Origin of the sequence: Luteolibacter rhizosphaerae (assembly GCF_025950095.1) — a bacterium.
In the GTDB taxonomy this organism is placed as follows: Bacteria; Verrucomicrobiota; Verrucomicrobiia; order Verrucomicrobiales; family Akkermansiaceae; genus Haloferula; species Haloferula rhizosphaerae.
Genome location: NZ_JAPDDR010000011.1, coordinates 61,232 through 84,001, shown reverse-complemented (window position 1 = coordinate 84,001; position 22,770 = coordinate 61,232). Strand labels below are relative to the sequence as shown.

Genomic DNA, 22,770 nt, shown 5'->3' with positions numbered 1-22,770 from the left:
TTCCGCGCGGGCACTCTTAGCTTGGGGTGTCAATGGACTGCGACATCTGCGGCAAGAAAGCAAAGGTGCACCTCACCCAACTGGTGGGCGGGCAAATCAAGAAAATCGCCCTTTGCGACGACTGCGCCAAGGAGAAGGGGGTGACCGATCCCACCGGCTTCGCGCTGGCGGAGATGCTGCTGGGCAAAACGCCGGGCAAGGTGGTGGCTCCCGTGCCTCCCGTGGTGCAGGGCTTCGGCCGCCGTTGCCCGGAGTGCGGGTTCACGCTGGATGACCTCCGGCGCATCCGCCGCTTCGGCTGCGCGGGCTGCTACACCACCTTCAAGGAGGAGGTGAACCAGATGCTGCGCGGCATGCATAAGGGCTCCAAGCACTGCGGCAAGGTGCCCGCCGGGCTGATGGAACTCCACGAACGCACCCAGCGGCTGGAGGAACTGCGCGGCCGTCTCGACCAAGCGATCACCTCCGAGAATTACGAAGAAGCCGCCGGCCTGCGCGACGAGATCCGCCAGATCGAAATCAAGACCAGCACCCGCAGCACCGAACGGCCATGATGCGATTCACCACACTGATCAAGAACCCCGCCGACTGGATGACCGGTGAGGGCGCCGACAATGCCGTCGTGCTGACCTCCCGCATCCGCCTGGCGCGGAATCTCAGGGGCGAGCCCTTCCCCGGCTGGGCGAAGAAGGAGCAACGCCGCCAGACGCTGGAGATCCTGCGGCCCGCGGTGGAAAACCTGCCCTGCATGAAGGATGCCTTCTCGCAGGAGCTGGACGACCTGAGCTCGGTGCAGAAGCAGGTGCTGGTAGAGCGCCACCTTATCAGCCGCGAGCACGCCGCCCGCGGGGAGGGGAGTGCCGCCGTCATCGAGCGCCGCCAGTCGATCGCCCTGATGTTGAACGAGGAGGATCACCTGCGCATGCAGGCGATCCGCCCGGGCATGTCGCTGCGCGCTGCTTACGAGTCGCTGGCCGCCGTGGATGAGGAGCTGGAGCAATCGCTGGAGCTCGCCTTCGATCACGATCTGGGCTACCTCACCACCTGCCCGACGAATCTGGGCACGGGCCTGCGAGCGTCTTCCATGCTCCATCTGCCCGCTTTGGTCCTGAGCGACCAGATCGGTCAGGTGCTTCAAGCGGTGAACAAGATCGGCTTGGCCGTGCGCGGGCTCTACGGCGAGGGGACCGAGTCGCTGGGAAATCTTTTCCAGATCTCCAACCAGTCCACCTTGGGCGAGAGCGAAGAGACAATTTTACGCAGGTTGGAGCGCGTAATCGCCCAGGTTGCGACACATGAGCGCAATGCCCGCGACAAGTTGTTGGAGGACGATCCGGAGATGGTGAGCGACAAGATCGGTCGCGCCTACGGGGTCCTCCGCCATGCGTGGATCATTGATTCCAAGGAAGCTCTGAACCATCTTTCCTTGTTGCGTCTGGGCGGTGATCTGGGCTTTTTACCTCAGGAAACCGTAAAATCCTGTGATGCCCTCCTAATGGACATCCAACCGGCACACCTCCAGCTACACAGCGGCCGTAAGCTTACCCCCGAGGAACGCGACCAAATCCGGGCGGAAATCGTCCGCTCCCGGTTGCAAACCCTCGAAGCCCCTGATATTCGTTCAACAAGGAAAAAGAACGGAAACGACCCAGATCCTGAAATTCTATGAACAATTTCACACCCAGAGCCCAACAGGTGCTGGCCCTCGCCCGAAAGGAGGCCGACCGCTTCAACCACAGTTATGTGGGCACCGAGCATCTTCTGCTCGGTCTCATCAAGCTGGGGCAGGGGGTGGCGGTCAACGTTCTGGAGCGCATGGGGCTGGATCTGGAAAGTGTCCGGATGGAAGTCGAAAAAGAAGTCGGCACCGGCACCGGACAAAAGATTTCCGGCAGCATCCCCTACACGCCGCGCGTGAAGAAGGTGCTGGCGCTCGCCAACAAGGAGGCGAAGGCCCTGAACCACTCCTACGTGGGCACCGAGCACATCCTGCTCGGCCTGCTGCGCGAGGGTGAGGGCGTGGCCGCCCGCGTCCTGCGCCGCATGGATGTGGACATCCAGCGCACCCGCAACGAGATCCTCGCCGAGATCGACCCGAACTTCACTCCGGACGACGACGATGACGAGGAGACCGAGGAAGAGGACGAAAACTTCGAGGACGAAGGCGGCGAAACCGAGGAAACCGAAGCCGAGGGCAAGACCAAGACCCCCGCGCTGCGTGCCTTCGGCCGCGACCTGACGAAGCTCGCCCGCGACAACGACCTCGACCCGGTGATCGGGCGCGAGAGCGAGATCGAGCGCGTGATCCAGATCCTGTGCCGCCGCACCAAGAACAACCCGGTGCTGATCGGTGAAGCCGGTGTCGGCAAGACCGCCATCGTGGAAGGCCTCGCCCAAGAGATTGCCTCGGGCAACGTGCCGGAGATCCTGCGCGACAAGAAGGTTATCACCCTCGACCTCGCGCTGATGGTCGCCGGGACAAAGTACCGCGGCCAATTCGAGGAGCGGATCAAGGCCGTGATGGACGAGATCCGCAAGGTGAAGAACGTGATCCTTTTCATCGACGAGCTGCACACCATTGTGGGTGCCGGTTCGGCAGAAGGCGCCATGGACGCTTCCAACATCATCAAGCCGGCGCTCTCGCGTTCCGAGCTGCAGGTGGTGGGTGCGACCACGTTGAACGAGTACCGCAAGTACATCGAGAAGGATGCCGCCCTCGAGCGCCGCTTCCAGCAAGTGAAGGTGGACGAGCCTTCCGTGGAAGATGCGATCAAGATCATGCAGGGCCTGCAGGAGAAATACGAGACCCACCACAAGGCGAAGTTCACACCGGAAGCGGTGGAGGCCTCGGTGAAGCTCACCTCCCGCTACCTCACCGGTCGTTACCTGCCGGACAAGGCCATCGACGTGCTCGATGAAGCCGGCGCCCGCGCGCGCATCGGCCAGATGACCCGCCCGCCGGAAATCAAGCAGCTCGAAGGGGACATCGAACAGGTGAACCGCGAGAAGATCGGTGCCATCGGCGAGCAGGACTTCGAGAAGGCTGCTTCGCTCCGCGACAAGGAGAAGCAGATCAAGAAGACGCTCGACGAAACGCTCAAGAACTGGCGCGCCAAGTCGGAGGAAACCGTCGTGGAAGTCGGCGATGAAGACATCATGGCCGTGGTCTCCAAGTGGACCGGCGTCCCGCTCCGCCGCATGGAGGAGAAGGAAGCCGAGAAGCTGCTCAAGATGGAGAGCGAGCTGGAAGGTCGCGTGATCGGTCAGGACGAGGCGGTGAAAGCCATCTCGAAGGCCCTGCGCCGCTCGCGTGCGGACCTGAAGGATCCGCGCCGTCCGATCGGTTCCTTCCTCTTCCTCGGCCCCACCGGTGTCGGTAAGACCTATCTCGCCCGCAACCTTGCCGAGTTCATGTTCGGCGATGCGGATGCGCTCATCCAGATCGACATGTCCGAGTACATGGAGAAGTTCACCTCCAGCCGCCTGATCGGGTCGCCTCCCGGTTACGTCGGTTACGAGGAAGGCGGCCAGCTTTCCGAAGCGGTCCGCCGCCGGCCTTACTCCGTGGTGCTCTTCGACGAGATCGAGAAGGCTCACCCGGACGTGATGAACCTGCTGCTCCAGATCTTGGAGGAAGGCATGGTCACTGACTCGCTCGGTCGCAAGATCGACTTCCGGAATACCATCATCATCCTCACCTCGAACGTGGGTGCCTCCACCATCAAGCGCCAGACCTCGCTCGGTTTCGGTGCTATGTCGGAGGACAACGCGGATTTCGAAGGGATGAAGGAGAAGATCCTGGAAGAGTCGAAGCGCTACTTCAAACCGGAGTTTCTCAACCGTCTGGATGACCTTGTGGTCTTCCACATGCTGGAGAAGAAGGACCTCGACCAGATCGTGGATCTCGAAATCGACAAGCTGCTCAAGCGCCTGCGCGAGAAGGAGATCTCGCTCACGCTCGAAACCAGCGCCCGCGATCTGCTGGTCAAGAAGGGCTTCGATCCGGCCTACGGCGCGCGTCCGATGCGCCGTGCGGTGGAGCGCTACTTGGAAGACCCGCTGGCCGAAGCCCTGCTCCGCGGCGACGTGAAGCCCGGCGATACTGCCAAGGTCTCCTGCCCGGAAGGGAAGGAAGAGCTGGTCTTCGAGACCATCGGCGAGAAGGCCCAGCCCGACAGCGCGGGGGTCTGATCCCGGTAACAAATCACAAAGGCGGCTTCCGAGAGGGAGCCGCCTTTTTTGTAGTCCGCCCAGTCCTCTGGGCGGATGAATGGTCCCCCGCGGCCGTGTTATTCTTTCCGCATAGAGGCTTCCAAGGCCGCTACTCTGCGCGATAGCTTCCGGCGTTGTTGGACCGTTCGCCCGCTCAGAGGACTGAGCGGACTACTTTCTCCCCATGGAATTCCGCTTCTACGACCCGTCCAATCCGGCCACGGTCACGAACGGACACCTGCCCCACTGGGAGCAAGAGAACTCCACCTATTTCATCACTTGGCGGACCGCCGATTCGATTCCTCGCGAGAAGGCGCAATACTGGACTCGGCAGCGTGAGCAATGGCTCCGGACCCATGCGATCAATCCCACTGACCCGGATTGGAGAAAAAAGGTGGAAAACCTATCGGAAGATCTCCGGCGCGAGCTGCGTCGTTTCTCCCGGTTCTTAGACGACGAAATGGACTCCTGTCACGGCGAGTGCCTGTTGCGCGATCCTGACTTGTCTCGGGTCGTCGCCGACTCGCTCCATCACTTCGACGGGGAGCGTTACCTTCTCGGAGATTTCGTGGTGATGCCCAATCACGTCCACGTGCTGGTGGGTGGCATGGATCGGGGGTCGATGCAGCTTCAGGTGACTTCTTGGAAGAGATGGACTTCGCTTGAGATCAATCGACGGACGGGAAGAGAGGGACGGCTCTGGCAGACAGAGAGCTTCGATCACTTGGTGCGAAGTCAGTCTGCGTTCGAGAGGTTTCGCCGCTATATCTCGGACAATCCGGCCAAAGCGAAACTCAGGGAGGGAGAATACGTCTTATGGCAGAGAAGGTAGTTCGCTCAGTCCTCTGAGCGGATGAACGATCCATAGCGGCCTGCTGGTGGGAAAGGGTCGCAGCCGCCAAGGCGATTTGTCCCTGATAGAGCTGACCGGCGGGAAGGGCCGTTCGCCCGCTCAGAGGACTGAGCGGACTACTTGAGGAGCCGGTCGGCGTGATCGATTGATTCCGACCTCAAGGCTCTGGATTTCGGCGATCTGCCTGACAGTATCGGGCCACGATATGAAGGAGGCCTTGCATCAGCTCTCGATCATCGCGATGGGCTTGGGATTCCTGGCTGCCTTCGCGGCGTTGTGGTGCTTCGTGCTCTGGCTCATCTCGCGCCTCGGCGGCTGGTCGGGGATCGCCGGGAAGTATCCTGCCGCCGCCCGACCGGATGGCTCCATCTCACCGGTCGCAGCCTTCGGCTCCGGCCGTTCACGAACTACAATGGCTGCCTCGATGTCACCCTGTCCCCGGCAGGCATCTACATGCTTCCTTGGGCGATCTTTCGCATCGGGCACAAGCCGATCCTCATCCCGTGGAGTTGTGTCGGGCCGATGGAGGAGGGCAGATTCATCGTCCGCTATTATTCGGTCCCGATCGAAGCCGGTGGCAAGCGGATGGTGCTATCCATTCCGGGCGAAGGAGCGGAATGGATCCGCCGGCACCGGCCGGCTTCGTGACGCAAGCGTGCCGCCCTTTTGCTGGTGTCTCCAGATCGATTCCTATAACTCGGGGATATGCCCGGAGAAACCCGAATCACTCCCCCTGCGGCGCTTCTCGCCTTCGCCATGTGCTGGTGTAGCCCCGTGAGCATCGCTCAAGAAGCCTCGAAGCCCGAGGCTGCCAAGCAGGAGAACAATCCCTTCCGATCCCGCCTTGATGACGCCGAATACGAACGCCGTATCAGCCGCTTCGATCCATCCCGGCTTGCCGTGGACAAGGTTCAGGAGTCGAAGCTGCCGGACTTCGGCGTGATCGTGAACGATGCGACCCCCGACGGGCCCGCCGCGAAGGCGGGACTGCTGAAAGGCTGGATCATCGACCGCTACAAGGGCGATGACTACTGGAACCATCACCAAGGAATGCGGGCGCAGGGCGATAACGACGACGCTCTCCGCGAAATCGAGGCGGTATCGCCGGAGGGAGAGCGCAAGACCTTCCGCTTCGGCCCGGGCAAGCTGGGGATCAACACCAGCAACGCCCACCGCCCCGAGCAGTATGTGCTACGCAATACCCCGATCGGTGCTTGGAGCCTAGAGTTGTTGGTCGCGGTCCAAGCATGGCACGACAACGACCACGAGCTGCTGGAGACCGCGCTCCACCGCTGCGTGGCACACGGCATGCCGCCGGGTCCGATCTCCCACTACTATGCCGCGATTGTCTCGCTGGATCGTGGCGACAAGGCGCAGGCGAAGATCCTTCTGGATCGGGTGCTGGCGCATGTCGGGAAGGACGGCGTGGTGCCGCGCTTCTACCGCCCCGGCTTTCGCACGCTGGCCTTGGGCGTGGGCGACTACGGCCTGCTGCGGAAGGCGATCGCGGAGCAGGAAGGCTTCCAAGAGGAACTTCAGGCGGAGATGCTGGAGCCGTGGGAGACTTGGGCGAAGACCGCGCTGAAGGAGTCCTTGATCATGCGGGCGAAGGGTAAGGAAGGAGCGAACCTCTTGCCGGGCATCGTCACTGTGAAGGATGGCTGGGAGAAGTTCTACCGCATCGATGATCCCGCGGTGCTGCGCGATGGCACCCACTTCGCCGCGAAGTCACCGCCGGATTACGACGACTACTGCTTCGCCCCGGAGAAGCCGGTGAAGAACCTGCTATGGGAGATCCACGGCGGCTACGGAGACATCCAGTCACCGGGTGTTTTCAATGAGATCGCCTTCTACCTCGTGGATCTCAAGCGGCGCAAGACGGCGGCGGAGCGCATGAGCTACTGGACCCCTCTGTGGACCGTGGCGGGCTTCCGCATCCGCAATGATGTAAAGTATGGCCGCACGCTCTATCTGAGCGCCGGCATCAACGAGATCGAGATCCCCACCAAGCGCAGCTTCACCCGGCTGGGCGAAAGCGCGACCGCCGAGCTGGTGAAGCAGGTGAGGGAAGGCAAGGCGGAAGCCACCGCGGGACGAAAGGGCGGCTTCACGGTCCAGCTCGTCCGCTATGGCAATGAGGCCGAGGTCGTGATCGATGGTGTGCCCTGCCTGCGCTTGCCGGTCGATCCCTCCGTGGGTGAACTCGGCTGCGTCGTCCACAGCTCCGGCATGGCGGTGGCGATCGATGCGATGAACCTACGGGAGCTGAAAGCGGAGTGAGCATCCGCATCGGCTTGTCGATCCGTGTTCATCCATGGTTCCTCACACCGGCACCTGCAGGATCGCGCCGGTATCCGCGCTGGTCACCATCGCCGCGTAGCGGGCCAAGTACCCGCTGCGGGTCTTCGGGGCGGGAGGGGTCCAGCGGCTTCTGCGTGCTGCCAGTTCCTGATCGCTCACCAGCAGGTTCAGGCTTCGTGCCGGGATATCGATCTCGATCCGGTCACCCGCTTCCACGAGCGCGATCGGTCCGCCTGCCGCAGCTTCCGGAGACACGTGACCGATCGCCCCGCCACGTGTGGCCCCGGAGAAGCGGCCATCCGTGACGAGCGCCACCGAGTCTCCTAGACCGCGCCCCGCGATCGCAGCGGTGGGCGCGAGCATCTCCTGCATGCCGGGCCCGCCCTTCGGTCCCTCATAGCGGATCACCACCACGTCGCCCGGCTTCACCCTGCCGGTCAGGATGCCCGTGTTCGCCTCCTCCTGCGATTCGAAGATCACCGCGGTGCCGGTGAACTGCATCATCGCCGGGCTCACCCCCGCACTCTTCACCACGCAGCCGTCCGGCGCGAGATTCCCGAAGAGCACGGCCAGCCCGCCTTGCGCGGAGTAGGCCTTGTCGATCGGGCGGATCACGTCCGCATCCTTCACCTCGGCGGTGGAGATCGTCTCGCCCAGCGTCAGGCCGCTCACGGTCAGTGCGTCCTCATGCAGGATGCCGGGCTTGGTCGCCAGCGTCTTCAGGATCGCGGAGATGCCGCCCGCGCGGTCCACGTCCTCCATGTAGTATTTGCCGGAGGGTGCCACCTTGCACAGATGCGGCACCTGCGCGGAGATGGTGTTGAAGTCCTCCATCTTCAGGTCGATGCCCGCCTCGTGCGCCACGGCGATGGTATGCAGGATGGTGTTCGAGGAACCGCCCATCGCCATATCCAGCGCCAGCGCGTTCTCGAAGGCCTCTCGGGTGAGGATGTCGGAGGGACGCACATCATCGCGCACCAATCTCACGATGGTTCGTCCCGCGCGTTGGAAGAGCGCGTCGCGGGCGGGATCGGTGGCTAGGATCGAGCCATTGCCGGGGAGGGCCAGACCCAGCGCCTCGCAGAGGCAGTTCATCGAGTTCGCGGTGAACATGCCCGAGCAGGACCCGCAGGTCGGGCAGGCATTGCGCTCGATCTCTTCAAGCTGCTGCTCGGTGATCGCCTGAGAAGAGAGTTGCCCCACCGCTTCGAACACGGAGGCAAGGTCGAGCGATTGGCCGGTGCTCGGATTTTTCCCGGAGCGCATTGGGCCGCCGGACACGAAGACCGTGGGGATATTCACCCGCGCTGCGCCCATCATCATGCCGGGCACGATCTTGTCGCAGTTCGGAATGCACACCACGCCGTCGAAGCAGTGGGCCCGCAGCATCGTCTCCAGGCTGTCGGCGATCAGTTCGCGCGAGGCCAGGGAGTATTTCATGCCGCCGTGGCCCATCGCGATGCCGTCATCCACGCCGATGCAGTTGAACTCGAAGGGCACGCCGCCTGCCGCACGCACGGCCTCCCGCACCTTGCGCCCCACCACGTCCAGATGCGCGTGGCCGGGAATGATCTGTACGAAGGAATTCGCGATTGCGATGAAGGGCTTGTCCCAATCCGCCTCGGACTGGATCGCGCCCGTGGCGCGCAGCAGGCTGCGGTGCGGTGCTCGGATCGCGCCTTTCTTGATGGTGTCGCTGATGGCCATGAGAGAATCCTGCCTTCAGATGAGCCATATTAAAATTACCCGTTTGGTCGGATTGTGATACCGATCCGGTATGGATTATTCGCTGCGTGAGATCGAATGCTTCATCGCTGTGGCGGAGGAGCTGTCCTTCACCCGGGCCGCGAAGCGCCTGCACCTCGCGCAGCCGCCGCTGTCCCGGCACGTGCGGACCTTGGAGGAAAAGCTCGGCGCGGAACTCTTCACCCGTGAGCCCCGCGGCGTCTCGATGACTGCGGCGGGCAGCCTCTTCTACGATGAGGTCCGCAACATCCCGCGGCGGATCGTGCGCGCCGGGGATGCGGCACGCCGCTGCGCGCAGGGGGAAGTCACCCGCCTTCGGATCGGCTTCGTGAGCGCGGTGATGAATGAGGCACTGGTCAGCACGCTACGGCGCTTCCGCGAGGAGCACCCGGGCGTGCAGATCATGCTGCACGATGTCTCCCCGCAGGAGCAGCTCCGGGCGATCGCGGACGGGCGGCTCGATGGCGGCTTCGTCGGTCTGGAGCCTCCCGACCGGCCCGCGGGCATCCGCTTCGTGAACTGGCACCGCGAGTCGCTCATGCTCTACGTCCCGGCCGGTCACGAGCTCGCCGGGCGGAAAACGGTTTCGCTCAAGGCACTGGCGGATGAATCCTTCATCGCCGTCTCCAGCGAATCGGCACCGGCCTTCGCCAGTCATGTGCGGGAGCTATGCCGCAACGCGGGCTTTCGTCCCCGCATCATCCTGGAGTCACCACGCGCGCAGGCTGTCGCGCTGATGGTTGCGGCGGGGTCGGGTATCGCGATCTTGCCCGCCGCCATCGCGGGATTGATGGGGGAGGCGGTCAGCGTGATCGGCTTGAGCGGATCACCGAAGATCACGCACGTCTTCGCCTGCCAGAAGGGCAAGGGGACTGCGGCTTCGGAGGCGATGATGAAGCTATTGTAGCGCCCGTCCTCACTCACCCGCACCGCTCAACTCCGGAAGGGCATTCGCCTCCGCCTCGGCTTGCAGGCGCGCCTCCGCTTCACGCGGTACCTCCATGGTGAAGCGCGTGTCCTGGCCGGGGATCGAAGTCACGCGGATGGTGCCGCCATGGGCTTCGATGGCCCGCTTCACGATCGAAAGTCCCAGACCGGTGCCCTTGATCTCCTCCTGCGAGTGGTGTTTCTCCACGCGGTAGAAGCGGCGGAAGATGTGCGGCAGGTCGGCGCTGGGGATGCCCACGCCATCGTCGCTCACCCAGATCCGCGTCATCGTTTCATCGCGGCTACACCCGACCGTCACGGTCAGGCCCTTGCGCGGGTTCTGCTTCAGCGCGTTCTCCACCAGATTGAAGAGCACCTGCGTCCAGTAGAAGCGGTCGCCGGCCAGCGTGATGTCCACATCCGGCATGTCGATTTTGATCGTCGCCTGCTGGTTGTGGATCACGGACTCCAGCCGCTCCAGCACGTCGCTCACGCAGGAGCGCAGACGGAAAGGTTTCACCTTCAACGCCGCCGCCTCGCCGGATTCCAATCGCGAGATCACCAGCATGTCCTCCACGATCCGCGAGATGCGCTCGGTATGCTTGCGCATCACCTTCAGGAAGCGGCGCGTCAGCTCCTTGTCATCGACGAGGTCGTCATCGATGAGGTTCTCCAGATAGCCATTGATGATGGCGAGCGGGGTGCGCAGTTCGTGGGAGGCATTCGCCACGAAGTCCTTCCGGATCTGCTCGGTCTGATATTCGCTGGTCACGTCACGGATCACGACTCGGGTGGTGGGGTCTTCCGCCGGGCTGTCGGAGAGCCTTGCGGCATCGATCACCCAGGCGTTCATACCGCGGCGCTCTTGATCGCCGAGGGGGGAGGACTGTTGGCCGAGCACCGCGCGGGTCACGGTGGCCTCGCCGGTTTCCAGGCAGCGCATCAGCGCGGCTGCCAAGCGCTGGTCGAGGAAGGCCTCGTGCACCGTGCGTCCGGTCAGGTCGCGCCCCCGGAAGAGGGTGCGCGCCGCCTTGTTCGCGAAGAGCACGCGGGCATCCGCATCCACCAGCATGAAGGCATCGCCCAGCGCATCCAGCAGCTGGTCGCGTTCTTTCCGGGCGTTCCGCAGGTCGAGATCCAGCTTCATCTTCCATGATGAAACTTCCTCGGAAAAGTCCTGCCGCGCGCGCCGCAGCCGCAGCCATGTGACGCCGAGCGCCACGAAGGCACACAGCGCCGCGAGGATCGGGGCAATGACAAGCGGGTCGGTCATCCTCAGAGGGACGACACGCAGTACCCGATGCCACGCACGGTTTCAACCATCGCTGCATGATCGCCCAATTTCTGACGGAGACGCTTCATGTGGGTGTCGAGGGTGCGGCTGTGCACCTCATCGCTGTATCCCCACACCGTGCGGAGCAGATCGTTCCGGTCCTGTGCCCGGCCCGCACGCTCGGTGAGGAAGAGCAGCAGCTTGAACTCCGTGGAGGTCAGCTCGACCGGCTGGCCGTCGAGGTAGAACTTGAGCGAATTCTTGTCAAAGCGGAAGGGCCCGTAGCTCACTTCCACCGCCCCCGGCGGGCCATCGCTGCGCTTCAGCACGGCCTGCACCCGGAGCATCAGCTCCTTCGGGGAGAAAGGTTTGGTCAGGTAATCGTCCGCTCCGGCTTCGAGGCCTTGGATCCGGTCCTCCGTCTGCGCCCGGGCGGTCAGCATGATCACCGGGATGTCCCGGCTGCGCGAATCCCGGCGGAGTTCTTTGAAGACTCCGTAACCATCTTTGCCTGGAAGCATCAGGTCGAGGATGACTAGATCGGGACGCTGGTTGATGGCCATGTCGGCACCGGTGATGCCGTCATGTGCCTTCATTACCTCGAATCCGGCGCGCTCCAGGTTGAAGCCCACCAAGTCCGCGATGTCGCGTTCATCCTCGACGATCAGGATTTTCTGCATGCGGGCTGAGGTTTAGGGGCACCCCATCCCGCCGGGAACGGAGCGCTTGTGACGAAATTGTCATCTTGGATCGCCCGGCCGCAAGCAGCAGATTGCGAGGGACTTGGAATTCGTCCCCTGGTGCTCTCAGGCTCCTGCGGCGTGCTTCCGGTGCCACTCCTTGTAGACCACCGGCGAGATTTCGGACGGCTTGATCTCCGAGCGGCCGCCCCAGAAGACATTCGTGTAGGAGACGGGGATGCCGATGGACTCCAAGTGGCGGTCGATCGCGGCCTTGTGCTCCATCACGCGCGGCTTCTCGGTGCCGTGCACCACGCCCATGATGTTCACGTCGCCGAACTGCGGGCCACCCTCGCGCCAGTAGCAGTGGGTCATGCAGAAGTGGCGGCCCACCTCGGCCCCGGCCTCGATCTCGCGGCCCTTCGGCACCGCCCAGTGGAAGAGGCCGTTGAAACGGGTGACACGCTCGCCGGTGGACGAGGGCTTCACGTGCTCGAGGAAAGTGGAGAAACGGCCGATGACCTTCTTCGCATTCAGGCCCTCGGCCACCTCGCAGAAGCGCTCCGTGCTCATGCCCAGCTTGGCGGCGCGGCCGTCCCACGGGTTCGCCACGATCTCCTCGGGCGTTAGTTCCTCCTTCAGGCAGAGCAGCACCTCCCACTCCTCCGGGGTCAGGTCCACGGTCGCGGTGGTCATCATCTCGGCGGGCTCGTCGGCCTTGTCGCCGGGTTCCAGCGTGCGGCGGCGCACGTGACCCACGCCGAGCGCGAAGACGCCGTTGGCGGGCATCAGCAGGTATTCCACGGCACCCGTCAGGCGCAGCAGGGCGGTGGCGTGCTGGTCCAGCGACTCGCCCACCGGCACCTTTAGCGTGGTCCACAGGCGGTAGCCGGAACCGGAGACTTCCGTGTCCGTCGAGCGGATCACCACGTGACCGGAGAAGGGGTCCTCCTTCGCCATGAAATCGAAGGCCGCATTCAGTTTTTCCTCCGGCACATTCCACGCGACCAGCGCGCCGTGGGCCAGCTTGGTGGAAAGCAGGGTCTGGCGCACCCGGCGAACGATTCCCGCCTCCAGCATCGCCTTGATCCGCTCCAGCACCGTCTCCAGCGGCACGCCGCTCTGCTCCGCGATCACATGGAAGGGCTGGCGCTGGAAGCCCGAGACCAGGTCCTCGGAAATGGCCAGGATCTTCGCGTTGATCGGGTCGCTGTGTTCGACGGGTACGGTCTGCATGGGCGAAAGGGTAGGGGTCTGAATACGAACCCGCCACGCCGAATTTGCGGGAAATTGTGCGGGATTTCCGCAGGGAAGTGAGCCGAAAGCCCCGGGCGGGGGCGACCGAGATTAGCCGATGGCGTGAGCCACCGTTTGCATGGTCCGGTCATCAAGCCCCGGCAGGGGCGACCGAAATTAGCCGGTGGCGTGAGCCACCGGACCAGCAATCGCGAACGCGGAAGTCCCGGCAGGGACGACACGGAGTAGATCAGGGATCATGTCGGCCCGGACGGAGACGCGTCCACGCCAGACGAATACCTCCGTGCCGTCCCTCCGGGACTTAATATCTGGCGATGCCATTCCGGTGGCTCACGCCACCGGCTAATTTCGGTTGCCCCTGCCAGGGCTTTCAGCGGGTCGCTAGGAGATCCCGTTATCAAAAATCACCCGGCAATCGCTGGCTTCCACCAGCGCATCCCGTCCGACCAACTCCTGATCCTCCGCTTCCAGGATCGTGACGCGGAAGTATCGGAGATCCCGGAATCCCACTTCATCCCAATCGAAGATCCCGACCAGGCCCAGCTTGGTTGAGTCACTCCGGACCCGTTTCGTCGGGTGATCCCAATAGCCCCCAGCGTTGAGGTCGCGATTGATCAGGATCGGAAGATCCTCGAGAGCGGTCTCCACCCAATATTGGGCGGTCATCTCTGATTCCTTGCTCCAGAGATGGGGAATTGAAGCCGCCTCCGCTGGCAGGTGATGTTTCACCATCGCATTGAAAAGCGCCACGTAGACCTCGCTATAGGCATCTCGGAGATCCCAGTCCTGACCGCTCTCCGGGTTCATGCGGAACCATGTATTCCACAGATGCCGGGCGGCCTCGCGGAAGGCGTGGACGCGTTCGGTGATTTCGATCGCGGCCATGGTTCAACTGGCGAGTCCCTTCACCCACTCAAGCGCGCTCTCCCGCTCCGTCAGCCTGCCCTCAAGCTGCTCGGTCTGCACCGCTTCCAGGATCTCGCTGAAGCGCGGGCTCGGCCGGAGGCCCATCTGGATCAGGTCGTGCCCCGTCACCAGCGGCTTCGGGATCAGCGGCTGGGCGGCGAATTCCTCACCCTTCGCGATGAGATATTCCAAATTGTCGGTGAAGCCGTTCGAGGAAGCGCAGTCCACCCGATGCAGCTCCAGCTCCTGGGGAAAGGTCGGAGCCGCCATGAAGCGCTTCAGCTTGGAGATCTTCATCTGCTGCACGTTCATGAACTGCATGTGCCGGGAGACCATGAAGGCCACATCCTCGATGACATGGTTCGGATACTTCAGGCGGCGCAGGATCTCCTCCGCCATCGTCGCCCCCAGCGAGTCGTGGCCGTTGAAGCGGATCCGGTCGTCCGCCACGTCGTAGGTGCGCGTCGGCGGCTTGGCGATGTCGTGCAGCAGCACGGCTAGGCAGAGCTCCAGCGGTGCATCGTCGCCGATCATCTCTAGCATGATCCGCGTGTGGATATAGACGTCGCCCTCCGGGTGCCACTGCGGCGGTTGGTCGCAGCCGATCAGCGGTAGCACCTCCGGCATGAAGTGCTCGATCAGCCCGGAATCCACCAGCAGCTCCAGCCCGCGCCGCCGCGCCGGCAGCATGATGATGCGGGAGAACTCATCGCGGATGCGTTCCGGGGAAATGCGCAGCAGCCCGGCCGCGTGATCCTTCATCGCCTGCCAAGTGCCGGGCTCGATCTCGAAGCCCAGCGTGGTCGCGAAGCGCACCGCCCGCAGCAGCCGCAGCGAATCCTCCGCGAAGCGGTCGGCCGGGTTCCCGATCGCGCGGAGCACGCCAGCCGCCAGGTCGGCCTGCCCGCCCACGAAGTCGATCACCTCGCCGCTGTCCGGATCCTCGAAAAGCCCATTGATGGTGAAATCGCGGCGCTGCGCGTCCTCCTCCGGCGTGGAGAAGGTCACCGTGTCCGGCCGCCGTCCGTCCTTGTAGGAGCCGTCCGTCCGGAAGGTGGCGATCTCCACGGTGGTGCCGTGTTGCTTGGCGATCACCACGCCGAAGTGCGCACCGACCTCGTTCGATCCGGGGAAAAGCTTCGTGACCTGCGCCGGGGTGGCGGAGGTGGCGATGTCGTAGTCCTTCGGCTCCTTGCCGCGCAGGCCATCCCGCACGCAGCCGCCGGCGAAGTACGCCACATGCCCGGCCTTTTTCAGGCGGCGGGCAAAGTCCGTGGCAGTCTGGCGGGCGGTGGGCACACCCCAGTTGCTAGGGGAGGCTGCGGTCCCGGACAAGGCTGCTTCACGGGCTTTTCATCATGCCTCCATTGACCCCGCCCGCGCGCCGGAACATACTTCAGGGACATGAGACTCCTCCATGTCATGCTCATCTCCTCCATGGGCGCGCTCTTGCTTGCGTCCTGCGGGGAAGATCTGGATTTGAAGTATCGGCGCGAGGCCCAGTCCAAGAAGATCGTGGAACTGGATGCCAAGCTCGCTTCGATGCAGGCCGCGATGCGGGAGGATGTGAAAGAAACCGCCAAGGACGTCGAGACCTCGAAGCAGAGCGCCGATGACGCCGAGGCCTTCCTGAAGGAGAAGGAAGATGAGCTTTTGAAACTGGAGGCGGATCTTGCCGCGGCGGAAAAGAGCGGGCAGGAGTACCGCCGCAAATATGTGGTGAAAGATTACAAGCAAGGGGGCAAGCCATGAGACTCCTCGATGACCTGCTCACCAGTTATCGCGGTGCCGGCGTGATCGGCACCTGCCTGGCCTTCTTCATCCTCGTGTCGATGGTCGGGCTCTCCCTGTTCGCCTTCGATCCCAGCCTGAATGGCATGTGGGAATCCGGCAGCGCCATGGTCGCCCGCCAGCAGCGGGAGATCGGCGTGCTGAGCCGGCAGGTCGAGCAAGCACAGGAGAAGTACGATGTTTATCGTGAGTCGAAGAAATTCCGCGACGCGGTGAAGGCGAACACGCTGCGCCAGGAATCCACCGACACGCGTCTCAAGGAAGTGGACGAGCAGATCGCGAAGCTCGATGCCAAACGCGCCGCGCTGAAGGAGAGCCATGAGGGCTATGTCGCCGCCTATCGCAAGCAGGCACGCGGACAGGCCAAGGGCGAGATCCTGCCCACGATCGTCACCAAGGACGGCCGCACCCTGGAGAATCCCCAGGTGGTGGAGGTGAACCCCGCGGGCATCCAGCTCCGCTATGCGAATGGGATCGTCCGCGTCTCCGCGAAGGATCTGCCGGAGGAAATGTGGGAGCGCTTCCAGTTCGACGATGAGGAGATGGCCGCCTTCATCGATCGCGAGGAGAACCTCGCCGAGAACTACGAAAAGGGTGTCGAGAAGGCGCTGGCGGAAGGCAAGGAAGATAAGCTCAAGGAAAAGAAAGCCCTGCACGAAGCGAAGATCCAGCAGCTCGAAGGCGACATCGCCGCGCTCAAGGATCGCGTGCGGGTCGCCGCCCAGCAGTATGCCCGGCTCCGCCCGAACCCCACCGGGAACTACCGCACGCTCGTCTCGCTCATCCGCCAGGTGGACAGCGATGAGAAAGCCATCCGCAAGGCCGAGCTGGAGCTCGCGCGCCTCAAGGCGCTGCGGGTGCATTAAGGATAGTGGGCTTGGGCTCGGTCCTCGTCGCTTGACGCCGCGCACACCATCGCGGCAAAGTTGTTGGCGGCATGAGGCTCCTGCCCGTCATGTTAACTCTCGGGCTATCCTCGCTGCTGGTCTCCTGCGGCGAAGATCCGGAGTTGAAGCTGCGACGAGAGACGCAGACACGTCGGATTGTGGAGATGGAGGCACGGATCGCAGTGCTGCGCGAAAGGATGCGAACTCCCGTGCCAGACAATAGCTCCGGGCTGGAAGCCGCCCGTCGTGCGTCGGAAGTCGCGCAGGAGGGGGTGAGGGAGAAAGAACAGGAGTTGGCCCTGCTGGAGTCCGCCGTTCAAAGGGCGGAGCAGGAACTCGCGGACTTCGAGCGCAAGCACAAGATTTCCGGGAAAGCCCCGCGCTGAGCCATGCCTCTTTTCGACGACATGCTGACCAGCTACCGGGGTGCGAGCACCATTGCGACCTTCCTTGCGGGTTTCGTGTTGGTCTCCTTCCTGCTCCTTTCCGTGCTGGTTCTCGATCCCAGATTCAATGGCTCGATCGAATCATCCGCAGGGCTCATCGCCCGGCAAGAACGGGAGATCGTCCGCTTGACGCGCGAGGTGGCAATGATGGAAACGAGATTCGAGAGCTACCAGCAGCGGAAGTCGCAAGCCACAACCTTGGCTGGCTATCTGAAGCAAGCGGCGGATTTCAGCGCGCGCTCGGCCGACCTATCACGGCAGATCGAAGATGCCGGGAAGTCGCTGGACCGGATCCAGTCCCGCCGGGCCCGCCATGCCGAGGCCTATCGCGAACACATCCGGGCAAAGGCGGTGGGCGAAACCTTGCCTACGATGAATTTGACAGACGGTCGCGTGCTCGAATCTCCCCGGATCATCAAAGTCACCCCGGCCGGGTTGCAGCTCCGCTACAGCGCGGGCATCGTGCGGGTGCCGGTGAAGGATCTGCCTTTCTCGGTCCGCCAGAGGTTTCAATTCAGCGAAGAAGAGGCGGCTGAGTTTCTGACAGAGGAGAGAGGGCAGGTGGCGGAGTTCGAGCGAGAAATCGATCAGGACTTGGAAATCATCAATGAAGCAAACCTGCGCAGACGTAAGGATCGTCTTGAAGAAAAGATTCCCCGGCTGAGGGAGCGCATAGAGACTTTCTCGAACCAGCTGGCAGAACAGCGTCGGTTGGGCTCTCCACATCTGCGCACGATTATAGATCTCCAAGACCGGATTGCGCTGGATCGCAGGGCACTGTCGCAGGCCGAGTCCGAACTCCGCGATTTGTCAGCCGGGGAGCAATAAGCGCCGGGACCCTCTTTCCTCCAGCGAATGGCCCCGAAATTTCGGATTTCCGAAATGCCTTTCATCCGCTTGAATGCGTTCACCTTGATCTACCCTTCTCTGGCACATTCCATCTGGTTCCTGCCTGCCTTCCTGATCGGGGCATGCATCGGGTCCTTCCTGAACGTGGTGATCTATCGGGTTCCGCTCGGGCTCTCCGTGAACGAGCCGAAACGGTCTTTCTGCCCGAAGTGCAAGGCGGAGATCCCGATGCGGCTGAATGTCCCGCTGGTCAGCTGGCTCTGGCTGCGGGGGAAGTGCGCGAACTGCCGGGCTCCGATCTCCTTTCGCTACTTCGGCGTGGAGTTGCTTACCGGCCTGCTTTTCGCGGCGATCTGGTGGTTCCTGCGGGGCAATCTGGAATCCCTGAGCAACCCGAGCCTGCAATTGGCCACCCTGCTACCGCTGTGGGTCATGGTCGCGCTTTTCGTTTCGATCACCTTCATCGACGCCGAGCACATGGTGATCCCGCTGTCGCTCACCTGGGCCGGGACCGTCGCGGGCTTGGTGGCAGCCGCGCTTTGGCCGCAGCTTCCGGATCTCGCGGAGTGGGCCACGGCGGGCCGGATGCGGCCGGACTGGTTGGCGGGCATCAAGCAATCGGTGATCGGTTGGATCATCGGTTTCTGCGGGCTTTGGGTCGTCGTCCGCCTTGGCAAGATGGCCTTCGGCAACAAGAAGATGGAGTTCACGGAACCCGTCGCCTGGCGCTTGATCGAGCCGGAGGGTGATGAGGATCCGATCCTCTTCGAGATCGGCGAGGAGAAGATCGCCTGGTGGGATATCTTCTACCGCAAGACCGATCGTCTGATCATCGAGTGCAGCGAGCTGCGGCTGAATGACGCGGAAGTGAAGACCGGCACGCTGACGATTCGCGAGGACGGCATCGAACTGCCGGACGGCCGCAAGCTCGGCATCGAGGAGGTGAAGGCGCTCGACGGGAAGTCCGCCAAGGCGGTGATCCCGCGCGAGGCGATGGGCTTCGGCGATGTCCACCTGATGGGGTCGATCGGCGCTTTCTTCGGCTGGACGGGCGTGTTCTTCAGCATCTTTGCCGCTTCGCTGCTGGCGATCCTCGCCGCGGTGCTGGGCCGGATCGGTTTCGGCCGGCCCTTGCCCTTCGGACCCTTCCTGATCCTCGGCTCCTTCGTCTGGCTCTTCGGCGGCTGGCGGGTAGCGCAGTGGTATTTCGAGAATCTGGTGGGGATGTGATTCTGATCTGTCCTCCCCGCCCCGGAGGGGCATCGGAGCTTAGCCGGTGGTGAAACCACCGGTAGGTGTGAACGAAGGATTGGCGTCCCGGAGGCCCCCGGAAGTGTCGCTGTTAGAGGATGGATTGGAGAACCGCTTCCCACCCGCGGCCCTCCGGGACGCTCAAGGTGTAGCCTGACTAACCAGTGGCTGCGCTGCGCTTGTGTACCGGCGAAGCTCCAAACCCCTCCGGGGCCCATTTAGATCAGATCCCCAGCGTCTCCTCTAGCGCCGCGATCAATCTCCCGCGCAGCGGCACCGCCTTCTCCGCCAGGCGTGCCTGCTCCCTTTCATATTCCTTCCGCCCCTCTGCGGTCTCGATCCGCACCGGCTCGAAGCCGAAAGTCCAGAGATCATAGGGGCTCGCGCGCATGTCGAGATCGCGCAGCTCGAGCGCGAGCTCGAAGCAATCCAGCAGCAGCTCCGAGCCCGGCCATGGCATCGCCTTGAAGGCCCACTTGTAGAGGTCCATGTTCGCATGGATGCAGCCCGCTTGCTCGAAGCCGGGTCGACCCTCCAGCGTCGGCTGCACGCGATTCAGCGGCTGGGCAGCGCTGTGGAAAAAGCGGAAGGCATCGAAGTGCGTGCAGCGCAGCGGGCGGGATTCCACCAGCGCATCCACCTCCGCCTGCGGCAGCCGCAGCGTTGCAGTCCCGGCATGCCGGATCTCGTCGCCGCGGTATACCATCGCCCACTCGTGCAGGCCGTGGCAGGAGAAAACCGCCGGGCGATCCCGCGTGGCAACAAGCAGCTCGCGCATCCAGCGCAAACGCGCCCGCTCCTTGTCCGAAAGCAGTGCGGGATCCGCGATCAAAGCCCCGCCATCGGCACGGTAGGGTTCCTTCGCCAGATGAGAGGGCAGGGGATTTACGCTCTCCAGCGCCGTGCCGACCGGCGGGTGCCACTCCTCGATCTTCGCATAGGAGAAGCGATAGTAGGTGAAGAGGAAATCATCCACAGGGTGCGGCTTGTTCGCCGCGCGGCGATCCCTCGCCGGCACGGTCCAGCGCTCGGCCCGCGCGCGATGGGCGGCGGACCGCTCCGACCATTCGCCTGCGGGAAACAGGCGCTCTGTCGTGGTGCCGGACACGGCGACATCCAAGCAGGCGCTCCTCTCTCTGGCGAGACTCATCCCGCAAACACCACCGCCGGGCCCACCGGCACGATCCGCGTCGGGTTGATGTCGTCATGCGTCACGTAGTAGTGCCGCTTGATGTGGTCGAGATTCACCGTTTCCGCGATGCCCGGCAGTCCGTGGAGATCGTTCAGGTGTCGGCTCAGTGCGGGGTAGTCGAGGATCCGCCGCAGGTTGCACTTGAAGTGGCCGTGATACACCGCGTCGAAGCGGACCAGCGTGCAGAATAGCCGCCAGTCGCTCTCCACCGGCACCTCGCCGAGCAGATACTTGGATCCTTGCAGCCGCTTCTCCAGTTCATCCAGTGCGGCGAAAACCTGACGGGCCGCCATTTCGTACACGTCCTGCCGCGTCGCGAAGCCCGCCTCATACACGCCGTTGTTCACGTTCTCGTAGAGATAGCGGCTCAGCGCTTCCTGCTCCGCGGCGAGCTGGGCGGGAAAAAGATTCGGAGCCTCCGGTCCGGCGAAGGAGTCTTGGAACATCCGGCAGATGTCGTCCTCAGAGTTGTTCACGATCCGCTTCTCCAGCCGATCCCACAGCACCGGCACGGTCACGCGGCCGTCGAAAGTCGGATCGCTCGCACGGTAGGCCTCCATCAGGAAGCGGAATCCCTCGGCCTCATCGGGGCCGTGTCCCGCGCCCTCATGGAAGGCCCAGCCGCGCTCGTCCCGCACCGGGTCGGCGATGCTGATGCCGATCGCGTCCTTCAGCCCTAGCAGCGAGCGAACGATCAGCGTGCGATGAGCCCAAGGGCAGGCCAGCGAGACGTAAAGATGGTAGCGCCCGGGAATCGCCGGGAGATCCTCGTCCTTTCCCACGATGCGCCGGAAGGCATCCTCCTGCCGCTCGAAGGCACCGTCTTTCGATTCGTCCGGAAACTGAGCCATCTTCCTTCATAGCACGCAGTTGACGCGGGCGAAAGCGGCGCTCTGTTGGAAACTTGCAACTTCTCATCCTCACCCCCACCCGGAACCGCCTTGGCTACCTGCGCGAGAATGTCGAAAGCGTCCGCATGAGCAGCTTGGACCCGCTGGATATCCAGCTATGGCAAGCCCTCCACGACTGCGGCTCGGACGATGGCACCGCCGAGTGGCTGGCCTCGCAGCGGGATGATCCGCGCTTGCAGATCACGCTCTCCGCCCATGCCATGCCACCCGGCCTAGCCCGCAATATCGCGGCAGCCTCGGCTCCCGGTGACTTCATCATGCCGCTGGATGACGATGATTTACTGCTGCAGCGCAGCGCGCATCACTTCGTCCACGCCCTCACCACCTCGGAGGCGGAGTGGGCGGTGAGCGACTTCCTCTCGATCGACCATGAGGGCCGCTACATCCCGGGCAAGGACTACTACGCATGGCGCTTCGGCACGGCGGAGGAAATGCTGCAGGCGATCTTCTCGGGACGGCACTATATCCAAGGGAATGTCTGTTTCAGCCGCCAGCTCTTCGAGCGGGCGGGCGCCTATGCGGAGGACATGACGACCGCGGAGGATCTGGAGCTCTACACGCGCTTCATCCTCGAGGCGGGCCTGCCCGTCTATGTCCCCATGGTCAGCCATCTCCACCGCCTGCACGACCGGAACATCTCGCGGGAGGTAGACAAGGACCGCTACAACCGCGACATGACGGAAATCTACGAGAGACATCGTAGCAAGCTGGAAGCGCGGGGCATTCGCTTGGAGCTGATTCCATGAAAGAAGAAATCCGCCGCGGTTGCCCGCGGCGGAGGTTCGGGGTTCGATAAAGATCCCGGGGATGCTTACCCGGGCTTAGCGCCAGCGACCGTAGCCGCGTCGGTAGCCACCGTAATAGGGCCGGCGGTATCCGCCATGATAGTGGTGGTAGTGGCGATCATCGTTGTTCTGACCGATCGCATAACCCAGTGCTCCGGCCGCGACGGCACCGGCAGCAGCCGCGCCTGGATCGACGCTCTGCACCGGACGCCCATAGGCATCATAAGTGGTCATACACGAAGTGGTGGTGACGACAAAGGCGGCCACGCCAACGGCAGTAATGATTCGGGAACTCGTCTTCATGGGATTTGGGGTTGTCCTCTTTTAGTCGAGCATGGCATGTGCCTCAGGTTTCTATCGTGCTGTGACTTGTTTGATTCCAATGGTTAATGCATGGTGTGTGGGTCTGTAAGAACGGTGCTTGGCGTTTGAAAGATTGCATGAACCGGAGTCGCAGGATGCAAAACGCATAGCTTCTTGGCTGGCCTAGGGGGCGAGATTGT

Annotated in this window: 22 protein-coding genes; 13 read left to right on the top strand and 9 right to left on the bottom strand. The window is 63.2% G+C overall.

Annotated elements, in window-relative coordinates; genetic code table 11:
* The first annotated feature begins 32 nt into the window (after positions 1-32).
* The 6 genes from OJ996_RS20120 (at position 33) to OJ996_RS20095 (ending at position 7,345) form a co-directional block, all read left to right on the top strand.
* Positions 33-554, top strand: a complete 522-nt coding sequence (locus tag OJ996_RS20120; RefSeq protein WP_264515467.1) for a UvrB/UvrC motif-containing protein — start codon at positions 33-35, stop codon at positions 552-554.
* On the top strand, positions 551-1,669 hold the full coding sequence (locus tag OJ996_RS20115; protein ID WP_264515466.1) for a protein arginine kinase: 1,119 nt from the start codon (positions 551-553) through the stop codon (positions 1,667-1,669). The genes OJ996_RS20120 and OJ996_RS20115 overlap by 4 nt, the downstream gene beginning before the upstream one ends.
* Entirely contained in the window at positions 1,666-4,191 is a 2,526-nt protein-coding gene (locus tag OJ996_RS20110; RefSeq protein WP_264515465.1) for an ATP-dependent Clp protease ATP-binding subunit, read from the top strand. The genes OJ996_RS20115 and OJ996_RS20110 overlap by 4 nt, the downstream gene beginning before the upstream one ends.
* Before the next feature lie 205 nt (positions 4,192-4,396).
* A complete protein-coding gene (locus OJ996_RS20105) occupies positions 4,397-5,044 on the top strand; it encodes a transposase (protein WP_264515464.1) in 648 nt (215 codons plus the stop codon).
* A gap of 297 nt (positions 5,045-5,341) precedes the next feature.
* Complete coding sequence (locus tag OJ996_RS20100) at positions 5,342-5,713, top strand: hypothetical protein (RefSeq protein ID WP_264515463.1); 372 nt, start codon at positions 5,342-5,344, stop codon at positions 5,711-5,713.
* Between the two features lie 126 nt (positions 5,714-5,839).
* The gene (locus tag OJ996_RS20095; protein WP_264515462.1) at positions 5,840-7,345 is read left to right on the top strand and encodes a hypothetical protein; all 1,506 of its coding nucleotides are present in this window, start codon (positions 5,840-5,842) and stop codon (positions 7,343-7,345) included.
* 42 nt (positions 7,346-7,387) lie between these two features.
* Here OJ996_RS20095 and ilvD read toward each other — a convergent pair whose 3' ends face one another.
* Positions 7,388-9,073 (bottom strand): dihydroxy-acid dehydratase, encoded by a 1,686-nt coding sequence (ilvD, locus tag OJ996_RS20090; RefSeq protein ID WP_264515461.1) that lies wholly within the window; start codon positions 9,071-9,073, stop codon positions 7,388-7,390.
* Positions 9,074-9,143: 70 nt separating this feature from the next.
* Here ilvD and OJ996_RS20085 point away from each other — a divergent pair, with 70 nt between their 5' ends.
* The gene (locus OJ996_RS20085) at positions 9,144-10,019 is read left to right on the top strand and encodes a LysR substrate-binding domain-containing protein (RefSeq protein WP_264515460.1); all 876 of its coding nucleotides are present in this window, start codon (positions 9,144-9,146) and stop codon (positions 10,017-10,019) included.
* Between the two features lie 9 nt (positions 10,020-10,028).
* Here OJ996_RS20085 and OJ996_RS20080 read toward each other — a convergent pair whose 3' ends face one another.
* The 5 genes from OJ996_RS20080 to OJ996_RS20060 form a co-directional block, all read right to left on the bottom strand.
* Positions 10,029-11,312 (bottom strand): sensor histidine kinase, encoded by a 1,284-nt coding sequence (locus OJ996_RS20080; protein WP_264515459.1) that lies wholly within the window; start codon positions 11,310-11,312, stop codon positions 10,029-10,031.
* Positions 11,313-11,314: 2 nt separating this feature from the next.
* Positions 11,315-11,992, bottom strand: coding sequence for a response regulator transcription factor (locus OJ996_RS20075; RefSeq protein WP_264515458.1), 678 nt, complete (start codon positions 11,990-11,992; stop codon positions 11,315-11,317).
* A 126-nt stretch (positions 11,993-12,118) separates the two neighbouring features.
* A complete protein-coding gene (locus OJ996_RS20070; RefSeq protein ID WP_264515457.1) occupies positions 12,119-13,228 on the bottom strand; it encodes an Lrp/AsnC family transcriptional regulator in 1,110 nt (369 codons plus the stop codon).
* A 402-nt stretch (positions 13,229-13,630) separates the two neighbouring features.
* On the bottom strand, positions 13,631-14,134 hold the full coding sequence (locus tag OJ996_RS20065) for a hypothetical protein (protein ID WP_264515456.1): 504 nt from the start codon (positions 14,132-14,134) through the stop codon (positions 13,631-13,633).
* Between the two features lie 3 nt (positions 14,135-14,137).
* Positions 14,138-15,454 (bottom strand): CCA tRNA nucleotidyltransferase, encoded by a 1,317-nt coding sequence (locus tag OJ996_RS20060; RefSeq protein WP_264515455.1) that lies wholly within the window; start codon positions 15,452-15,454, stop codon positions 14,138-14,140.
* A 105-nt stretch (positions 15,455-15,559) separates the two neighbouring features.
* On the opposite strand from OJ996_RS20060, the gene OJ996_RS20055 reads away from it, so the two are divergent.
* From OJ996_RS20055 to OJ996_RS20035, 5 genes are all read left to right on the top strand, one after another.
* Positions 15,560-15,907, top strand: a complete 348-nt coding sequence (locus OJ996_RS20055; RefSeq protein WP_264515454.1) for a hypothetical protein — start codon at positions 15,560-15,562, stop codon at positions 15,905-15,907.
* Complete coding sequence (locus OJ996_RS20050; protein ID WP_264515453.1) at positions 15,904-16,812, top strand: heat shock 70 family protein; 909 nt, start codon at positions 15,904-15,906, stop codon at positions 16,810-16,812. The genes OJ996_RS20055 and OJ996_RS20050 overlap by 4 nt, the downstream gene beginning before the upstream one ends.
* Positions 16,813-16,901: 89 nt before the next feature.
* Positions 16,902-17,219 (top strand): hypothetical protein, encoded by a 318-nt coding sequence (locus tag OJ996_RS20045; RefSeq protein ID WP_264515452.1) that lies wholly within the window; start codon positions 16,902-16,904, stop codon positions 17,217-17,219.
* A 102-nt stretch (positions 17,220-17,321) separates the two neighbouring features.
* On the top strand, positions 17,322-18,107 hold the full coding sequence (locus OJ996_RS20040) for a coiled-coil domain-containing protein (RefSeq protein WP_264515451.1): 786 nt from the start codon (positions 17,322-17,324) through the stop codon (positions 18,105-18,107).
* Positions 18,108-18,161: 54 nt separating this feature from the next.
* Positions 18,162-19,358: a prepilin peptidase gene (locus tag OJ996_RS20035; RefSeq protein WP_264515450.1), complete on the top strand. Its 1,197-nt coding sequence runs from the start codon at positions 18,162-18,164 to the stop codon at positions 19,356-19,358.
* A 244-nt stretch (positions 19,359-19,602) separates the two neighbouring features.
* Here the strand turns inward: OJ996_RS20035 and OJ996_RS20030 are convergent, their stop codons facing one another.
* Both OJ996_RS20030 and OJ996_RS20025 read right to left on the bottom strand, forming a co-directional pair.
* Positions 19,603-20,529: a hypothetical protein gene (locus OJ996_RS20030; RefSeq protein ID WP_264515449.1), complete on the bottom strand. Its 927-nt coding sequence runs from the start codon at positions 20,527-20,529 to the stop codon at positions 19,603-19,605.
* Positions 20,526-21,422: a glutathione S-transferase family protein gene (locus tag OJ996_RS20025; RefSeq protein ID WP_264515448.1), complete on the bottom strand. Its 897-nt coding sequence runs from the start codon at positions 21,420-21,422 to the stop codon at positions 20,526-20,528. Before OJ996_RS20025 ends, OJ996_RS20030 begins: the two co-directional genes overlap by 4 nt.
* 53 nt (positions 21,423-21,475) lie before the next feature.
* On the opposite strand from OJ996_RS20025, the gene OJ996_RS20020 reads away from it, so the two are divergent.
* Positions 21,476-22,228, top strand: a complete 753-nt coding sequence (locus tag OJ996_RS20020) for a glycosyltransferase family 2 protein (RefSeq protein ID WP_264515447.1) — start codon at positions 21,476-21,478, stop codon at positions 22,226-22,228.
* 75 nt (positions 22,229-22,303) lie between these two features.
* Here the strand turns inward: OJ996_RS20020 and OJ996_RS20015 are convergent, their stop codons facing one another.
* The gene (locus tag OJ996_RS20015; RefSeq protein ID WP_264515446.1) at positions 22,304-22,501 is read right to left on the bottom strand and encodes a hypothetical protein; all 198 of its coding nucleotides are present in this window, start codon (positions 22,499-22,501) and stop codon (positions 22,304-22,306) included.
* Positions 22,502-22,770 lie beyond the last annotated feature (269 nt).

Coding starts and splice junctions, on each gene's coding strand:
- OJ996_RS20045 (WP_264515452.1), top strand. CDS start 16,902: ATGTTAACTCTCGGGCTATCCTCGCTGCTGGTCTCCTGCGGCGAAGAT.
- OJ996_RS20050 (WP_264515453.1), top strand. CDS start 15,904: ATGAGACTCCTCGATGACCTGCTCACCAGTTATCGCGGTGCCGGCGTG.
- OJ996_RS20085 (WP_264515460.1), top strand. CDS start 9,144: ATGGATTATTCGCTGCGTGAGATCGAATGCTTCATCGCTGTGGCGGAG.
- OJ996_RS20115 (WP_264515466.1), top strand. CDS start 551: ATGATGCGATTCACCACACTGATCAAGAACCCCGCCGACTGGATGACC.
- OJ996_RS20120 (WP_264515467.1), top strand. CDS start 33: ATGGACTGCGACATCTGCGGCAAGAAAGCAAAGGTGCACCTCACCCAA.
- OJ996_RS20065 (WP_264515456.1), bottom strand. CDS start 14,134: ATGGCCGCGATCGAAATCACCGAACGCGTCCACGCCTTCCGCGAGGCC.
- OJ996_RS20025 (WP_264515448.1), bottom strand. CDS start 21,422: ATGGCTCAGTTTCCGGACGAATCGAAAGACGGTGCCTTCGAGCGGCAG.
- OJ996_RS20070 (WP_264515457.1), bottom strand. CDS start 13,228: ATGCAGACCGTACCCGTCGAACACAGCGACCCGATCAACGCGAAGATC.
- OJ996_RS20105 (WP_264515464.1), top strand. CDS start 4,397: ATGGAATTCCGCTTCTACGACCCGTCCAATCCGGCCACGGTCACGAAC.
- OJ996_RS20055 (WP_264515454.1), top strand. CDS start 15,560: ATGAGACTCCTCCATGTCATGCTCATCTCCTCCATGGGCGCGCTCTTG.
- OJ996_RS20075 (WP_264515458.1), bottom strand. CDS start 11,992: ATGCAGAAAATCCTGATCGTCGAGGATGAACGCGACATCGCGGACTTG.
- OJ996_RS20080 (WP_264515459.1), bottom strand. CDS start 11,312: ATGACCGACCCGCTTGTCATTGCCCCGATCCTCGCGGCGCTGTGTGCC.
- OJ996_RS20030 (WP_264515449.1), bottom strand. CDS start 20,529: ATGAGTCTCGCCAGAGAGAGGAGCGCCTGCTTGGATGTCGCCGTGTCC.
- OJ996_RS20110 (WP_264515465.1), top strand. CDS start 1,666: ATGAACAATTTCACACCCAGAGCCCAACAGGTGCTGGCCCTCGCCCGA.
- OJ996_RS20035 (WP_264515450.1), top strand. CDS start 18,162: ATGCCTTTCATCCGCTTGAATGCGTTCACCTTGATCTACCCTTCTCTG.
- OJ996_RS20015 (WP_264515446.1), bottom strand. CDS start 22,501: ATGACCACTTATGATGCCTATGGGCGTCCGGTGCAGAGCGTCGATCCA.
- ilvD (WP_264515461.1), bottom strand. CDS start 9,073: ATGGCCATCAGCGACACCATCAAGAAAGGCGCGATCCGAGCACCGCAC.